The following is a 16,383-nucleotide window of genomic DNA, read 5'->3' as shown; positions in this document are numbered from 1 at the left end:
TATTTTGACCGGCAAATTCTACGTACATGAAAACATTATTATCGTTGCTGACTTTATGTATAGCATTGCCATTTCTCGCTGCCGGCAAGGGCGGCCAGCAATATTACCAGATTAAAGTATATCATATCAGCGCCTCACAGGAAGCAGGGTTGGATAGTTATCTCGAGCAGGCGTTGCTGCCGGCATTACACCGTGCAGGTATTAGCCAGGTAGGTGTATTCAAGCCAGTGACGCAGGATACAGCCGATCTGCGTGTATACGTTTTCAGTGCATTTAAGTCGTTGGACCAGGTTTCACAACTGCCGGCGAAGCTCGACAAAGATGCTGCTTACACCACTGCCGCCACTACTTTCATGAGCGGGTACAATAATACTGCTCCTTACAATCGCATAGAAACCATACTGCTGCTGGCTTTCGAGGATATGCCAAAAATGGCACTGCCCGCACTCAGCAGCCCTAAAGCAGAAAGAGTATATGAACTTCGCAGCTATGAAAGCGCTACAGAAGCCTATCACAGTAATAAAGTAAAGATGTTTAATGCTGGTGGTGAAATAGAAATATTCCGCCGGCTCGGATTCAATGCAGTGTTTTACGGTAGCGTAATTGCCGGTAGTCATACTCCCAACCTGATGTACATGACTACCTTTAACAACAAAGCCGATCGTGATGCACACTGGAAGTCTTTTGGTGCTGATCCTGCCTGGAAAAAATTATCCGCGCTGCCTGAATATGCACACAATGTATCACATCAGGATATAATATTTGTACGACCAACTGCTTATTCAGATTTTTAGAAAAGTTTTTTGAAGTTTTTTAGACAGGCTTCAAACGCTTTACTACAAAGGATTACAGCGCACATCAAATTTCATCTTTTTAGCAATTGATAAAAAAAACTTAACACTATTTTTTGTGGTTTGATTTATTTGCCTACATTTGCAACCACATTGCGAGGTAGAGCAGAGGTAGCTCGTCGGGCTCATAACCCGAAGGTCAGTGGTTCGAATCCGCTCCTCGCTACAAAGAGAAAGGCTTTTAAGCAGACGCTTAAAAGCCTTTTTTAGTTGGTATAATTTGACGGCAATAAATTTTCGCGAAGTAGGGCCGTCTCGCAGGCGTCTATCAAAACACAATCTCCGCGTAAATTTATGTTGTTAACATCATTAATGCCGACTTAAATTACAGCGGAGATTGTGAAGTAGACCTACCTGAATAGACGCCTGCGAGGCGTCTCTACTTCGTGAATAAAATGGTAAACAACTGGCAATAATTATTCTGTAAAGAATTGAAAAATCAAGTCTTTACAGAATAATTATTGCCAGCTACAATACCATCAATGCAACCGAAATGCATTTACATTCCCCGAAAAATCTGCTACATACAACACCTCACCTGCTAATGCCATATCCGCATACACGGGCGCTCCTACTTCGAACTTAGCTACCAGCCTGCCTTTAGCAGCAAGATCCAACACATATAACCAGCCATCAGCAGCGGCTATAAAAGCATGATTGCCATTGATGATGGGTGTACTTTCAACGGTAGCTGCCGGTGGCAGTGAATAAGGTGCCGTGAAACTCAATGCCTGCAATGGCTTGAAGCCATATAACCATTTGCCGGTACCGAGTTCATAAGTTTGCACTCCGTCTGCAGCGGTGGCGAGTAACACCTGGTTTTGCCAGATAGCAGGGGCAGTCATGGTTTTCAGCTCTCCGTTTACTTTAATGCTATCAATGGTTTTACCTTCTTCATTCAAAACATGCAACATATTAATGCCCTGCACCAACAATTTATGCTGATGCACTGCCGGCGTACCACTTCTGAAACGGATCCCGCCATCGCTCCTTTTCCAGCGCAGCTGGCCCGTTTGGAGGTCGTGTGCAAAAAGGTGATTCCAGTTGCTGGAAGTGATCAGCAGGTTATTCCAGATAGTCATAGCAGTGGGCGTAGCTTCACCGCCATTCCAGGAAGTGTTGGTCCAGCGTGGGTTTCCGGTTTTAATATCAAGGGCCTGCAGGAAATTTCCGGTACCGGTGATATACATATCTTCATACACCACGCCACCACAGTTATAGGGAGGTAAACCTTTCATAGGTCCGTTATGTTGCCAGCGCAGCTTGCCTGTAGCGGCATCCAGCGCATAGGTGATGCCTTCTGCATCTGTCCCTAATAAATAGTTACCACTGAGCGAAAGACTATGCTTTATAGAGTTTGTAGTTTTATATCTCCATAAAACCTTACCTGTATTGGCTTCCATAGCCACTATCGCACATTTCTCCAGGTTTTCATCATCGATGGTGGCCAGGTATAATTTTCCATTATTCAATATAGGAGCCGATTTCCACACAGCCGCTCCCAGGTTGGATGACCACAATAATTGCAGGCCGGAGAAATTCACCTGCTTTGTAACCGGTACCCGCTGGGCATTTTGCAGGGTCTGGTTCCAGGTTTCGTTAGTGGATTTCACCGTCATCGGTGGCTGCATCACAAAAGTATCGCGCCTGAAGAGCACACGACCGGAGCGCAAAGTAGCCTCCAGCGTACTATAACAGGTATCTTTAAGATAAGGTTTCATTACAGCAGGTTCAATATCCGCATGCCAGTTCCAATCGCCCGAAGGCTGCAGGGATAAGCTTTTCAGCAGGTTACCCTTTTTGCTATAAACTTTATAGTTAACAGTTTGCAGGATTTCATCAGTCTGATAAATATTTGCACTCACCTGCATCTTACCGTTTCGATAGCTAATACCATTTACTGTGGGGGTTATCAGGGAGATGTGATTAGCCACATAACTGTAGCGCCGCGTTACCTGCTGAATACCATCTTTATCCACCTGTATCAGTTCAAAATTGGAAATGGAATTATCGATGCCGCCGTCAGCAGCTGGCGCCGCACACAAACTACGAATGCCGCTGTTGCCATGCTGATGTGCAAAATTATAGTGCCAGTGCCCGTAGATCCAGGCTTTCAGGTTATGCTGATTTAGGTTCAGCACTTCCCCCTTTGAGTTTTTAATAGTGAAATCAGAACCGAAAGTAAGCAGGTCATGATTAAATACTACAACGGATTTAGATGGATCTGTATTTGCCAGATCGTTCTGCAGCCAGTAATACAGGTCGTCGTAGGTATAGGAAGGTTTGTAATCGCCGTAAGGCATGGGGGTTACCACAAAGTGTGTGTTTCCGTATTCAAAGGAATAAAATACAGGTCCAAAGAGAGATTCATACAGTGCTTCGCCATAAGGCCCCTTTACCAGGTCGTGATTACCAACGCAATAATACACCGGCAGACCCATCGTTTTGGTATTCACCTGTTGCGCGTGGAACTGCATCCCTTTTTCATAACAGATATCGCCGGTGTGCACAATGAAGTCCGCCGCCTCATTACGTGCAAAGTTTTTCACCTCATTAATCCAGTTGCCGTACAGGGAGGTTTCCGTATCAGTAATTCTTACAAAGTGGCTGCTGGCATCCGTTTTACCGGTATGGTACATCGGGAAGTTGTACGTACTTTTTCCGGAGTCGACAGGCAGGTAATAGTTATTCACAAAATTATATCCAGCCGCAGGCGTAATGAATATGAACTTCTGCCGGGCATGGCCTGGTAAGTTGTAGTTACCTTCAGCATCCGTTTTCACCACGTGTCGGCCATCCGATACGCTGATATTTTTGATGCCGGGTTCTCCGGCATCCTTAACACCATTGCGGTTACTGTCGTGGTACACATTGCCGGAGAGGCCCTGCGCAGATGCGCTTGCTGCCATACTGAACAGCGCAGTGATGATTAACTGTATTTTCATATAAATAATTTAAAAATGACACCTTCGGTGTCATTGGCGAGGTTCCGCGCTCCGCGCGGTAGGTTACCGTAGGTTTGTTACTGGCGGTGGCTCACAGACAAATGGTTTTCCGTGCTCCGCGCGGTTAACTACCGCTGTTGTACTAAGAAAAAAGCGTTATTCCAGAGTAGCCTGGAATAACGCTGGTTTAAGCATAATAATTTTACCAACCCTGAATCTGTGTCAGATTCGGATTCAGTACCACTTCACTAAATGAAATCGGGCGATAATAATATTGCGGCGCCACAAATTTTCGCTTGTTATCACGGTAACGGGTAAACGAAATATGACCGGAAGTATTGTTATCCAGATAGAAGTTATTCTCTTTACCGTTCACATCTTTCAGCGCATAGCGACTGATGGACTGCTTTACCGCCGGCGGTAAACCTGCCAGGGAAGCCGTGTCGTTTGGTGTGGCCAGTATGGCGATGTCGGCAATACCATCTCCCGTAATATCCATAGGACCCAACGCTGGCACATACATGCCCTGCTGCGCCTGCTCCATGCCTGCCGCTGCCGCCCAGCGATTCAGATCGTTAAGGCGAAGACCTTCACAAGCCATTTCCACCCGGCGCTCCCTCCTGATTTCCAGCAGCACACCTTTATTCCCACCACTCACATTGCTGTATGCCGCCGCCTGCACGGGATCCGGATTGGCATTAGCGTTGGCCATCAGCAGATCAGGCATCTGTACACGTGCACGCAGTTTATTGACGCTGTTGGTAAGGTCATCCTGCGTGAGTGAGCCCAGCTCGGCCTTTGCTTCTGCATAATTCAACAGCACCTCAGCATAGCGGTATAGGGGTAAGCTGGTGTAATTAGCATCCCAGCCCTGGCGCTGTGCAGGATCACGCGGATAAAATTTCAGCTGATCAAAGCCGCCGAGGTTAGGTTTAGGGATGTAATACTTATCGTCGTTGGTAGTGGAAAATCCGGGATATGCCACTGTTTCAGCCAGTCGCGGATCGCGGTTAGCGAATACTTCCACGAAACCTTTTTTGTTATAATCAGGTTGACTGGTAAACGGTGTGCCGTCTTTCATGAGGTAAGTTTCAACCAGACTATTGCTGATGGACCATGTCCAGCCCAGCACTGCATGCGTGTTGTTACCCACTTTCAGCGCCTGCTGACATTCAAACCACTGAATCATTTCCCGGTTGGAAGCCAGCGTGCTGCTCACAAACAGTGCGCGATAGTCCAATGCACCTTTACCGGTGTTATACACCTGGAACCTGCCGCTGTTGATCAGCTCCTGCGAAGCCGTTACCGCTGCCTCCAGGAAAGGAGTTGCCGTTTCCTGCAACTTCAGCTCCGGATGATATTTACGGAAGGTACCTTCAAACAGGCCAAAGCGACTCATCAGCGCCAGCGCCGTCCATTTACTGATACGGGTTCTGTTGCCTTCATCCGGTTTGATATAGGTGATCGCGTACCGGAGATCGGCCATAATGGAATCTGCGATGAGCGTACGCGGGCTACGTGGTGCATATAATGCGGAGTCGATATTGGACAGTACGTGCGAGTACCAGGGTACATCCGAATAACGGGCCAGTTTATCAAAATAGAATTTTGCCCGAAAGAAGCGCGTGATACCGATATAATGATGGATCAGCGCCGTATCACCGGTGGCTTTGTGCGCATTATCCAGCAGGTAGTTGTAGGAACGCAGGCGTCCCCAGTCGTTCCAGCCGGTATTGCCTACTGTAGTAGCATTGAGGCCGCCTTCCATCATCAGGTCCAGTTCTCCGGCCTGACTGTAGTAGGAAATGTTATCGCTGTTGATATCGTCAGTAGCGTAGGTGGCTGCCGCATAAAATGAGTTGGAGTAAGTTTCCAGGTCTTTAGGCGATCCGAAATAAGCATCCGGAACAATCGAGGTCTGCGGATTTTTCTGCAGGAACTCTTTATTGCAGGAGGCTGTCCAGAAGCCCGCTGCGAGCAAAAGTATATAGGAAGTAGTTTTTTTCATGTTGCGCATTTTAGAAATTCAGGTTTAAACCAACAGAATAGGTTTTCTGGAAAGGATACACGGTACCGTCCAGGCCTTCCGGATCTATATCAGCTTTCAGGTGGGAAACTGTAAAGATGTTTTCTGCGGAGAGGTAGAAGCGCAGGCGTGCGATCTTCAGGCGCTCTGTTACGGACTTAGGCAAAGTATAACCCAGCGTCACGTTTTTGAGGCGCAGGTAAGCTGCATTCTGCAGGTAGCGGGTTTGTGGCGCACCCAGTTCTGTAGCGTCTTCTGCGATGTAGGATTTTACACGTGGGAAGTAGCCGTTCGGATTTTCCGGTGTCCAGTGGTCCATATTCTGCACCTGCACGTTGGCCCATGGCTGTGCATAAATGCCCCAGAAGTAGTGGTTGCCGGCGCCCGGATACCAGTCACGCTTGCCTATACCCTGGAAGAAAGCCCTGAAGTCCCATCCTTTGAAGCTGCTGTTTAAATCAATGCTGTAGGGCAGCTGCGGCAGGTTGTTACCGATGATCCGTTTATCGCCATGGTCGCTTACGGTATTTTTTCCGTAGCTGATTTCACCATCATTGTTCAGGTCCCTGAATTTGAGGTCACCTACGTACCATTTGTAGCCCTGGTCGTCCGAGCCTACTTTTGACTGGTCCGCATGGGTTTTGATTTCATCTTCACTCTGGAAAAATCCTTCTGTTTCCAGTCCCCAGATCTCGCCTAAGCGTTGTCCTACGTAGTAATCGCTGAGGTTTCCTACCGGGTTGTCATATTTGGTGATGTAGGTTTTACTGTTGGCTACCGCTATTTTAACACTATAGGAGAGGTTATCTTTTCCGATGGCAATATGATCACGCCACATGATAGACAGTTCACCACCGCGCGTTTTCAGGTCGGCCGCATTGGTTTTCGGAGATTCCGCACCGTATACGCCTGGCAGGGTTTTACCTTTTACAAACATCCCTTCGGTGAAACGTGTATAGTGATCAAAGCTTACATAGAGGCGCTCTTTGAGGAAAGCCATATCCACACCCATGTTCACAGAACGAACATTTTGCCAGGTATAATCTGCCGTTACCGGGTTTGGCATAAAAACTGCTACCGGCTGGTTACCATCCAGGATAGTATTAAGCGTACCGGCGTTCATGGTTTCGAAGTAGCCGTAGGAGTTAAAGGTTTGATCGCCCAGGGAGCCGTAAGAACCGCGGAGTTTCAGGAAGTCCATGCCGATGGTGGTAGCCAGGGGCTTCACAAAATTTTCGTTGGACACTACCCATGCTGCCGAGGCAGATGGGAAAGTACCCCAGCGGTTATTCATTGGGAAGCGGGAGGAGCCATCGCGGCGGCCGTTTACTTCCAGCAGGTATTTATCGTTGTAGTTATAGGCGAGGCGGTAGAATACGCCGCGTACTGCCCAGTCTTCAAAGTTTTCACCGATTTTAGGCGTACCGGTGGCCAGCTGCACGGTGGGGTACAGGGTACTGATCAGGCCATTGCGGCTGCCGGTAAATCCATCTCCCTGGAAGTATTCCTGGTTAAAGCCTACGAGTGCGGATAGCTCATGTTTACCGAATTTCTTGCTGAAATCGGAATAGAGGTTATACACGGTATACTTCATACCGAAGCTGTTAAACGCGGCGCTGGACTGATTTCCATCCGTATACTGCAATGGCTGGTTAGGGCCGGTGCGGTATGCTACCGGCAGTACGAACGATTTACCGGTGGTGTTGGTACGGCGGAAAGTAGCTTCTCCTTTCAGCTTCCAGATACCTTTGATGATGCCGAGTTCGCCATTGAAGCTGGCGAGGAATTCGTTCATGTTATTGGTATTGCGTCCGCCGCTTTGCAGGCGTCCCAGGAGGGCTGCACCGTCGGAAGTCCAGGTACCATCCGGGTTACGTGGCACTGACAGCGAAGGTGTACGGTTGGCATTATGGAAAAACAGGTAATCCATTGCCGTGCTTGGCGCATCGTAGGAAGAAGTGGTGTAGGTGGTGTTGGTACCTAATTTAATACGGTCGTTAAAGGTATAGGTAGCTTTACCACGGAGGTTGTAACGCTTGTATACATCCGGGTTGTAGCGGAGCATACCGTCTTGCTGATAATACTCTCCGGAGAGGTAGTAATTCAGTTTTTCATCCCCTCTTGCCACGCTGAAGTTGCCGGTAAAGGCAGGTGCAGATTTATTATATACTTCATGTAACCAGTCGGTAGTACCATAATACGCATAGGCGTTAGGGTTAGTAGGGTCCGTGATCACTGCCGGCAGTGATGGATCTTTGGAGCGTTTGGCGGCATATTCGCGCACTGCATCCGGGTAGAGGTTATAGAGCGGTGTGGCAGCGTCGTGCTTCATTTGCATGGTGGTGAGCGGATCTGTTACCACATCCGGTACTTTACCGAGCGTACGCACGGCATAGTTAGTATTGGCAGAAACCGTCAATCTGCCATCCATAGCGGATTTGGTGGTGATCAGCACCACTCCGAAGGCAGCGCGGGCACCGTAGATGGCGGCGGAGGCAGCATCTTTCAAAACCGTCACGCTTTCAATGTCAGCAGGGTTCAGGCGTGATACTTCATCAGCACTGAAAGGGATGTTATCCACGAGGATGAATGGTTCACCACCGGAAAGAGAGGTATAACCCCTGAGGTTAAACGAAGGTGCGGAAGAGGAGCGGCCGTTGTTGATACCGATGTTGAGGTTGGGAATCAATCCCTGCAGACCCGTACCTACGTTGGTGATAGGGCGGCTTTCCAGTGCTTTGCCGGAGATGTTATCCACGGCGCCGCTGAGGTTCACCCTTTTCTGGGTGCCGTAACCAACTACCACTACTTCGTTGAGGCCGCTGGAATTGGCGGTGAGGGTAACGTTGAAACTTTGCACTCCTTTGATGGGCATCTGCCGGGATTCATAGCCGATATAGCTGAATTCCAGCACTGCATTTTCAGGTACTTCCAGTTCGTATTCCCCTTTTACGTTAGTGGTAACACCCTGTGAGGTGCCTTGTACCTTTACGGTAACGCCAATGAGAGGGGTACCCTCTTTATCTTTTACAATACCTTTTACAGGTACGGTTTTCACCACTTCACTGCCTTTTACAATCACCACGAGGTTATTGGGCATTACGCGGTAGTTGAGGTTGGTGCCACTGAATGCTTTGTCCAGGATGGCGGTAACTGCCGCATTTTCCATCCGCAGGCTTACCCGCACATCAGGGAGTGCACCGGTTTTATACAGAAAGGTATAATCGCTTTTCTTACCTATGAGGCTGAGTAATTTACTGATGTGTACATTGTTGAAATCCACACTTATTTTCTCCTGGGAGAAACCGTGGGCGCTCAACTGTAAAAAACCGGCGCATAGCAATACGGAAGTCAATTTCATACGCATAATGAGTTTCCTCATACTCCCATCGGGAATATGCGAAGGCCACCAATAGTTTTTTTTCATAATTTTGTTTCATTAGGTTAAATAATAGGCCATTACCGGATCTCGCTGATCGGTTTGCTTGTTTAGCCTTTGTTAAGGGGAATGTTGCCGCATTTCCCTTTTTTCATGTCTGGAAATATGATGATTGTGTACTATTCCATAGATGATGGATTTATGTGGTTACCGGATGATAACTGTTTTTTTGTCTTTATCAATCTCGTAAGTAAAGCCTAGTGTAACCTGCAGGGCGCTCAGCACTTCTTCCAGCTGCTGCTTTTTAAACACACCTGTAAATAATTCCTGTTTGTATTTTTCGTTTTTGAAGATGATATGGACGTTATACCAGCGTTCGAGGTCGTGCGATAATTCACCCAGGGTGATGCTGTCGAATTCGAAGCGGTCGCTCATCCAGGCCGTTGGTGTAGCCTCTTCTGTCAATATTGTGTTGGTGTTGCGTACAGGCGCCACGGAATAGTTGGCGAGGGCTGCCTGGTTCATCCCTTTATGTGTTTCCGGCGCCGGCACTTTACTGATAACGAGTCGCTGGGCGGGCAGCAATATAATCTCCTCTTCACTGGTAGTTTTAAAGGAGACCGCTACTTTTCCGCTGATCAGGGTGGTTGCTATCTGTTTATCCTCCGGATATGCTTTCACGTTAAAGGAGGTACCTAATACTTTGATGTTTACTTTTCCTGAGTGAACGATGAAAGGGTGTGCAGGATCGTGGCGGATATCGAAGTAGGCTTCGCCGGTGAGTGTTACCTCTCTGTTACCTTTCAGGAATTTATCCGCATCGTATTGCAGCTGGCTGCAGGCGTTGAGTGCAACGGTGCTGCCATCGGGCAATACCATGGTTGATTTGGAGCCGTTGCGGGTCACCACCTGGTTGGCGAAGGTGGCGGGGCCTGACTTAGGCCAGTAGAAGAAGGTGCCTATCAGCAGTCCCGCGCTGGCTGCGATGGCGGCAAATACTTTCCAGGTGAGGCGCTGGCGTTTTACCGGGTCCGGCTCCTGCTGAAGCCAGCCGGCAAGTTGTTCCAGTCCTTTGGTTTTCAGTGCTGCGGCTTCTTCATCTGTGAAGTTGTTGGTTTCGTGCACGTCGCGGATATCCACTACAATATTGAAGGCATATTGTAATTCCGGGTTTTCCAGCAGCAGTTGCTCCAGTTCTTCCAGTTCGTCAGCAGAGGCCTCCCCTGCTGCTTTTCTGGCCATTAGTGCATAAATACGGCTTTGTTCACTCATTAATTCTGCTGATCGTTATACAGGTAGGTCGGCATAACCTGGAAAAACCCCCAAAGGGTGCAGAAATTTTTTTTACGTGTATGCAGCCGGAATATTTTGTTAACTTTAGCTTAATCTGCGTTATATAAATTGCAACCAATATCTAGCAGTCAACAGGGATGGAACAGTGTAACATTAATCAGCTTTTTACTGATATGACGGCGAACAATGATGAGGAGGCTTTCAAGCTTTTCTATAATCAGTGTTTTGTGCGCCTGTTACGCTATGCGTATTCCCTCACGCGATCAAGAGAAGTTGCGGAGGAAATTGCCAACGACGTTTTTATGCATTGCTGGCAAAAAAGGGGGTCTTTGGGAGATATTAAAAACCCGGAGGTATACCTGTTCGTAGTGGCACGCAACAAATCGGTCGATTACAAGCGAAAACAAGCCCAATTTAAGGCCGTTGACCTCAACCCTGAGGATCACATCCAAATTACGTTCGACAGCAATCCTGAGGAGCTAATGATCACTTCTGAGATGGTCCGGAAAATGGAGTCGACCATTCAGCAACTCCCGCCCAAGTGCAAAGCTATTTACCTGATGATCAAACAGCATGGGCTGAAGTACAAGGAAGTGGCGCAAATCCTGAATGTTTCTGTAAAAACGGTGGAAAACCAGCTGTCTATTGCCATCAAACGCCTCACTGCAGCGGTGAAGTTTACCCTGGAAAAGGAAGACCTGTACAAATAAAAAAGCAGTGCTTCCCGCGCTATGCCACGAGAAGACACTGCCTTAAACCAGTAACCTGCTAGTTACCGTAACCTTCGTTCTGTGGTTTCAGATTCAGATTGTTCTTCATTTCAGAGGTAGGCAGCGGAAAAAGCAGATGCTTCTTCTGCAGCGCCTGACCTGAATTCTTGTTCACGTGACCTTCGAACTCATCGAAACCGTTATTATCTTCATTGTACACTTTTTTCAGTCGTACCATATCAAACCAGATGATACCCTCGTAAGCGAATTCGTGCCAGCGCTCGCGCCATACTGCCTGTTCGAATGCTGCGGAGCTCAGGCCCGACAATGCATCCAAACCAGCCCTTGCGCGGATGGCATTCAGTGCCGTATAGGCATCGGCGTTAGGGGCTCCATCTGCCTTGTTTTGTGCTTCGGCGTAAATCAGCAGGGTTTCCGCATAACGAATCTGTGGCAGGTTCAGGTTACTGATACCGGTACCGGCTACGCCTTTGGTACCGTGGCAAACCACATCGAAATGCTTGAAGATGTATGGGGCTCCTAACGGGAAGTCAGCCCCGCTACCATCTACATAATAGGTGGTAAAGAAGAACTGCTGCTCATCCGTGCGTTTATCCTTAGGCTCAAATTTCTTGTATGAGTCGTAGAATGAGCGGGTAGGCATAGAGCTTCCCACCCCACTTCCATCGGCAGAAATATTCTTTGACAGGGAGTTGTTGGGCAGCATGATGGATTGCAGCGGATTTTCTTCCACCCCGCTCAGGTACTGCACTTCAAACAGGTGCTCCAGCTTGTTGTTGGAAGCTACGGCATGCAGCAGGCCATAGGAAGGGAACAGACCTATTTGCGCAGTATGCGCGTTGGCGTAGTCGATTACTTCCTTGGCTTTATCCGCGGCGAGTTTGTAATGCGTAGCGCCTTTGCCCAGCGGGTTCCCCGCCATTGTCAGGTATACTTTTGCCAGCTGGGTTTTAATGGCTGCGGTACTTACGCGACCGGTAGGGTCCACCCATGGCAGGCCTGCTGCTTCAGCCGTTTGCAGGTCTTTCACGATCTGGTTATATACATCCTCTGCCTTGGTACGGGCAGGAGCAAAATCAGGTGAGCTGGCCGTTTGTGAGTTCAGTACCAATGGCACATCGCCCCAGAGCCTTACTGCATAAAAGTAAGCCCATGCACGGAGGAAACTGGCTTCTCCCATTACCCGCTTACGCTGTGCCTCATCCATCGGATTAATTTTAGGCACATTGTCGAGGGTGAGGTTACACTGGGCAATAACGCGGTATAAACCTCTCCACCACTGTTGTACATGCAGGTTTTCACCATTGTACACGAGGCCCAGGAGGTTATTGAGGTCAGAGTTTTGGGCGGTTCCGGTAATAGCGGTACCGGTAACCGCATCCAGCATCTGGAAGTTATTGGAGAAGATGCCTGCACCTTCCGCGATGATGCGTGTACGTGCGTAGGCTGCAAACACGGCAGCATCCGCATGTTCAGGCAGGGTGAAGTAGCTGTCAGGCGACAGGTTAGACGGATCCTGCTCCTCCAGGAACTTTTTACATCCAGTACCAGTACCCAGCATGAGTGCACCTGTAAGCACCAGGAGCAAGGATTTGTTCAATATCTTACGTTTCATAATCTTATTCATTTTAATAACAGAACTGGTTTAGAATGCCACATTTACCCCTACGGTGAAAGTGGTGGGTTTCGGATAGTCGAAGAAGGTTTGCCCCTGTGCGAACACGTCGCCATAGGTGGTTACTTCCGGATCATTGCCGCTAAACTTGGTTTTGAGGAAGAAGTTCTGTACGGAACCATATACACGCAGGCGTTGCAGGTGCAGGTGCTGCACGGTTTTACCAGGGAAGGAATAACCCAGCAGGAGGTTTTTACCACGAAGGAAAGAACCATCTTCCACCCAGCGTGTATCCACGTTCGTTACATATCCCGCAGAAGGGTTACGTGGTGCGGCGATCATGGTATTCTGATGCTCGGGTGTCCAGTAGTCCAGTACAGATTTGAAACTGTTGGCAAGGCCGGTACGGTCTTCACCGGAGTGGTGGGTCATGTTCAGCACATCGTTACCAAACATAAACTGCAGTTCGATGGCCAGTTCCCAGTTTTTATACTTGAAGTTGTTGTTCCAGGCACCCCATCCATCCGGGTTACCGTTACCGATGATCATACGGTCGGCATCGTTGATGGCATGGTCGCCGTTTACATCCAGGTATTTGATATCGCCTGGCAGGATAGGCTTACCACCGCGGTAATCTTTGAACTTAGCGGCTTCGGCTGCTTCGGCCTGGCTCCAGGTACCGAGTCGCACCAGTCCCCAGAAGGAACCAACGGGCTCGCCTACACGAATAATATTTGTTTGGTTGGTGAAGTTAGGTCCACCCACACCAAAGATATCTGCCGGCGTTGCCAGTGACAGTACTTCGTTTTTATTAAAGGAGATGTTAAAGGCACTATTCCACGTGAATTGCTCATTATCTACGATAGTTGCGTTGATCCCTACTTCCACCCCTCTGTTGGACATGGTACCGATGTTCTTTTTGATGGTGGTGTAACCGCTGGTGGTAGGCACCGGCGCATCCAGTAACATGTCAGTGGTTTTGCGGTAGTAGTAATCCAGTTCCAGGTTCAACCTGTTTTTGAGGAAGCCTACTTCCACGCCGGCATCGTACTGGCCTGTTCTTTCCCAGTGGAGGTCACTGTTGGAGAGGCGGTTGGTACCCACGCCCTGTACTTTGGCACCGTTGATTACGGCAGCATAGGTGCTGCTGGCAGCCAGCGATGCGAGAGAAGTGTAAGGTGCAATTTCAGAGTTACCTGTTAAACCGTAGCTGGTGCGCAGTTTCAGGTTAGAGATGACGCGGCTGTTTTTCAGGAACGGCTCTTCAGATGCTCTCCATGCCAAAGCAGCGGAAGGGAACATGGCGAATTTTTTGTTTTCACCGAATTTGGAGGAACCGTCTGCACGACCGGTGAAGGTTACCATGTATTTATCTCTGAAGGTATAGTTTAACCTGGCGAAGTAGGAGTTGAAGCTGAATCTATTCCGGCTGGAACCTACGCCACTGGCCGGGATATTGGAACCGGAACCGAGGCTGTTGTTCTCGAAATAATCAGTGGAAAAGTTCTCCGCCCTGGCGTTGAAGCCGAAAAAGTTGCTTTGCTGCCATGACAAACCCACCATGCCGGTGAAGCTGTGTTTATCGTTGAAGCGTTTGGAGTAGGTCATATAGTTTTCGAATGACCAGTATGTTTCACGATCGTTGGCGCTGATGGCAATCCCTTTCTGGCTGGCGGAGATGTCGATCAGGGAGCGGCCATTCCATTCATTGCGGCCGCGGGTAACTACGTTGGTACCCACAACGCTGCGGAAGGTCAGGTTTTTAGCGAGTTGCAGCTCTGCATAAACGTTACCCAGCAGGTTTTGTGTATTGAGGATATATTTTCTGTCGTTGAGGATTTGTACAGGGTTGGAACCACCTTCTGCACCCGGATAAACTTTATTGTTGGCCCAGGTACCATCTGCGAATTTAACCGGCAGGAATGGCAGGGCTTCCGTGATCATACGAACAGAGTTCAAACCGCCGGTACCGATGTCGACCAGATTTTCTTCCTGGTTGTTATAGGACAGGGAACCACCCACGCGCAGCCACTCTTTCACCTTACTATCGATGGTGAAACGTGCAGAGTAGCGTTTGAGGTAGGAATTTTTCAGCAGTCCTTCATCATCGAGGTAACCGAGGAAGAGGCCGTATTGTGAATCTTCGTTACCGCCTGTGAAGCCTACCTGGTGATTTTGGGAAAGTTTGTGTTGCAGTGATTCTTCGAACCAGTCGGTATCATATAGCGGGTTACCGTTTTTATCGAAGAGGCGTGGATCTGTTCTTTTGAGTGCCGGATTTTTGGCTACGTAGTCACCTTTCGCCCATCCTTCCGGGTCGTAGATTTCAGCGTTTTTCCATGCCAGGTCTTCCACAGCCATATACTCTTTAGCGTTCAGCATTTCTACGCGGTTGGGGCCGGGAACATTTTTGCCGAGGTAGCCATCGTAGGTAACGCGGCCGCCGGTGGCGGTACCTTTTTTAGTGGTAACGAGGATAACGCCGTTGGCACCACGGGCACCGTATATGGCGGTTGCGGAAGCATCTTTGAGTACTTCCACTGATTCAATATCGCTTGGGTTAATAAAGTCAATGGCGTTACTGTTTTGGGTTTGAGTACCTACTGGCAGTGCCACACCATCTACTACATAGAGTGGGTTGTTGGATGAGTTGATGGAGCTGAAACCGCGGATACGGACTTTTGTTTGTCCACCCGGGCGACCGGAGTTGGTATTCACCTGTACCCCTGGTACGCGGCCGCTGAGCGCCTGGTTCAGGGATGGGGCGGGTCTTTCCTGGAGTTGTGCGGCGCGTACGGAGGCCACAGAACCCGTGAGATCGGAGCGTTTGGTGGTACCATACCCGATAACGATAACGTCCTGTAAGGATTTGGTATCGGTGGTAAGCGCCATGTTAAGCGTGGTGGCGTTGCCTACGGCTTTTTCCTGGCTGGTATAGCCGATGAAAGTAAAGAGCAGGGTGGCGCCTGCGGGTGCCTGCAGCGTATAGGAGCCGTCTGCGCCTGTTTGGGTGCCGGTGCTGGTTCCTTTTATCTGCACGGTTACGCCGGGCAGTGGGGAGTTATCCCTACCGTCGAACACGCGCCCGGTGATTTTTTTTGTTTGTGAAAATGCCATCAGACCGGTGAGCAGGAACAGCATGCTGAACAGGGCCGACCGCATAAGGCATGTCAAATTCTTCTTCATACATTTTGGATTTTTAGGTTTTGGTTAGCACTGTGTGCTAAATCGATTTTGCAAACAGCACCCAGTCATCCCGGCATAGCGGTAATGAAAAATGGACAATAGGAAGCTGTTATGTACCAGATGTGGTACATGGGAAGAGGGCTAGTAAATATTTTCGTATAGCCGTCAGCGTTGCATTACAGAAATGTTTTTAAGTTTTACATGCGATGTCGATTAAAAAATGGAATTGAATCACTATTGCAGAAAGCCCTGAGTGCCATACGTGGAAAAATACGCTCAGCATCTGCAATATTATTGGCACTAACTTTTACAAGCAATTCTACAGGGTCTGGAAACGTAGCATAGTTATAGTGCAGC

8 protein-coding genes and 1 tRNA gene are annotated in these 16,383 nt (G+C 48.7%); 3 read left to right on the top strand and 6 right to left on the bottom strand.

The genetic code is table 11. From position 1 onward, the window contains the following. Window positions 1–26 precede the first annotated feature (26 nt). On the top strand, window positions 27–794 hold the full coding sequence (locus BUB18_RS16220) for an NIPSNAP family protein (RefSeq protein ID WP_073083082.1): 768 nt from the start codon (window positions 27–29) through the stop codon (window positions 792–794). 151 nt (window positions 795–945) lie between these two features. Beyond that, a tRNA-Met gene (locus tag BUB18_RS16215) sits at window positions 946–1,017 on the top strand. A 313-nt stretch (window positions 1,018–1,330) separates the two neighbouring features. On the opposite strand, the gene BUB18_RS16210 is transcribed toward BUB18_RS16215, so the two are convergent. The 4 genes from BUB18_RS16210 to BUB18_RS16195 form a co-directional block, all read right to left on the bottom strand. Then, a complete protein-coding gene (locus BUB18_RS16210) occupies window positions 1,331–3,796 on the bottom strand; it encodes an outer membrane protein assembly factor BamB family protein (RefSeq protein ID WP_073083079.1) in 2,466 nt (821 codons plus the stop codon). Window positions 3,797–3,998: 202 nt separating this feature from the next. Continuing rightward, on the bottom strand, window positions 3,999–5,804 hold the full coding sequence (locus BUB18_RS16205; protein WP_073083831.1) for a RagB/SusD family nutrient uptake outer membrane protein: 1,806 nt from the start codon (window positions 5,802–5,804) through the stop codon (window positions 3,999–4,001). Between the two features lie 10 nt (window positions 5,805–5,814). Next, a complete protein-coding gene (locus BUB18_RS16200) occupies window positions 5,815–9,249 on the bottom strand; it encodes a SusC/RagA family TonB-linked outer membrane protein (protein ID WP_073083077.1) in 3,435 nt (1,144 codons plus the stop codon). A 159-nt stretch (window positions 9,250–9,408) separates the two neighbouring features. Further along, complete coding sequence (locus BUB18_RS16195; RefSeq protein WP_073083074.1) at window positions 9,409–10,473, bottom strand: FecR family protein; 1,065 nt, start codon at window positions 10,471–10,473, stop codon at window positions 9,409–9,411. A 194-nt stretch (window positions 10,474–10,667) separates the two neighbouring features. Here BUB18_RS16195 and BUB18_RS16190 point away from each other — a divergent pair, with 194 nt between their 5' ends. Beyond that, window positions 10,668–11,204: an RNA polymerase sigma factor gene (locus BUB18_RS16190; protein ID WP_178372148.1), complete on the top strand. Its 537-nt coding sequence runs from the start codon at window positions 10,668–10,670 to the stop codon at window positions 11,202–11,204. 58 nt (window positions 11,205–11,262) lie between these two features. On the opposite strand, the gene BUB18_RS16185 is transcribed toward BUB18_RS16190, so the two are convergent. Both BUB18_RS16185 and BUB18_RS16180 read right to left on the bottom strand, forming a co-directional pair. Further along, a complete protein-coding gene (locus BUB18_RS16185; RefSeq protein ID WP_073083070.1) occupies window positions 11,263–12,840 on the bottom strand; it encodes a RagB/SusD family nutrient uptake outer membrane protein in 1,578 nt (525 codons plus the stop codon). Window positions 12,841–12,870: 30 nt separating this feature from the next. Beyond that, window positions 12,871–16,026 carry a SusC/RagA family TonB-linked outer membrane protein gene (locus BUB18_RS16180; RefSeq protein ID WP_073083067.1) on the bottom strand — a complete coding sequence of 1,052 codons (3,156 nt, stop codon included), beginning with the start codon at window positions 16,024–16,026 and terminating at the stop codon, window positions 12,871–12,873. Window positions 16,027–16,383: the final 357 nt, after the last annotated feature.

This window comes from Chitinophaga jiangningensis (assembly GCF_900142605.1).
Classification (GTDB): Bacteria; Bacteroidota; Bacteroidia; order Chitinophagales; family Chitinophagaceae; genus Chitinophaga; species Chitinophaga jiangningensis.
The sequence above is the reverse complement of the archived record's forward strand: the minus strand, read 5'-3'. Positions and strand labels throughout refer to the sequence as shown.

Bases quoted from the DNA above. Each gene is read 5' to 3' on its own strand.
- BUB18_RS16205 (WP_073083831.1), bottom strand. From the start codon at position 5,804: ATGAAAAAAACTACTTCCTATATACTTTTGCTCGCAGCGGGCTTCTGG.
- BUB18_RS16180 (WP_073083067.1), bottom strand. From the start codon at position 16,026: ATGAAGAAGAATTTGACATGCCTTATGCGGTCGGCCCTGTTCAGCATG.
- BUB18_RS16220 (WP_073083082.1), top strand. From the start codon at position 27: ATGAAAACATTATTATCGTTGCTGACTTTATGTATAGCATTGCCATTT.
- BUB18_RS16185 (WP_073083070.1), bottom strand. From the start codon at position 12,840: ATGAAACGTAAGATATTGAACAAATCCTTGCTCCTGGTGCTTACAGGT.
- BUB18_RS16195 (WP_073083074.1), bottom strand. From the start codon at position 10,473: ATGAGTGAACAAAGCCGTATTTATGCACTAATGGCCAGAAAAGCAGCA.
- BUB18_RS16200 (WP_073083077.1), bottom strand. From the start codon at position 9,249: ATGAAAAAAAACTATTGGTGGCCTTCGCATATTCCCGATGGGAGTATG.
- BUB18_RS16210 (WP_073083079.1), bottom strand. From the start codon at position 3,796: ATGAAAATACAGTTAATCATCACTGCGCTGTTCAGTATGGCAGCAAGC.
- BUB18_RS16190 (WP_178372148.1), top strand. From the start codon at position 10,668: ATGACGGCGAACAATGATGAGGAGGCTTTCAAGCTTTTCTATAATCAG.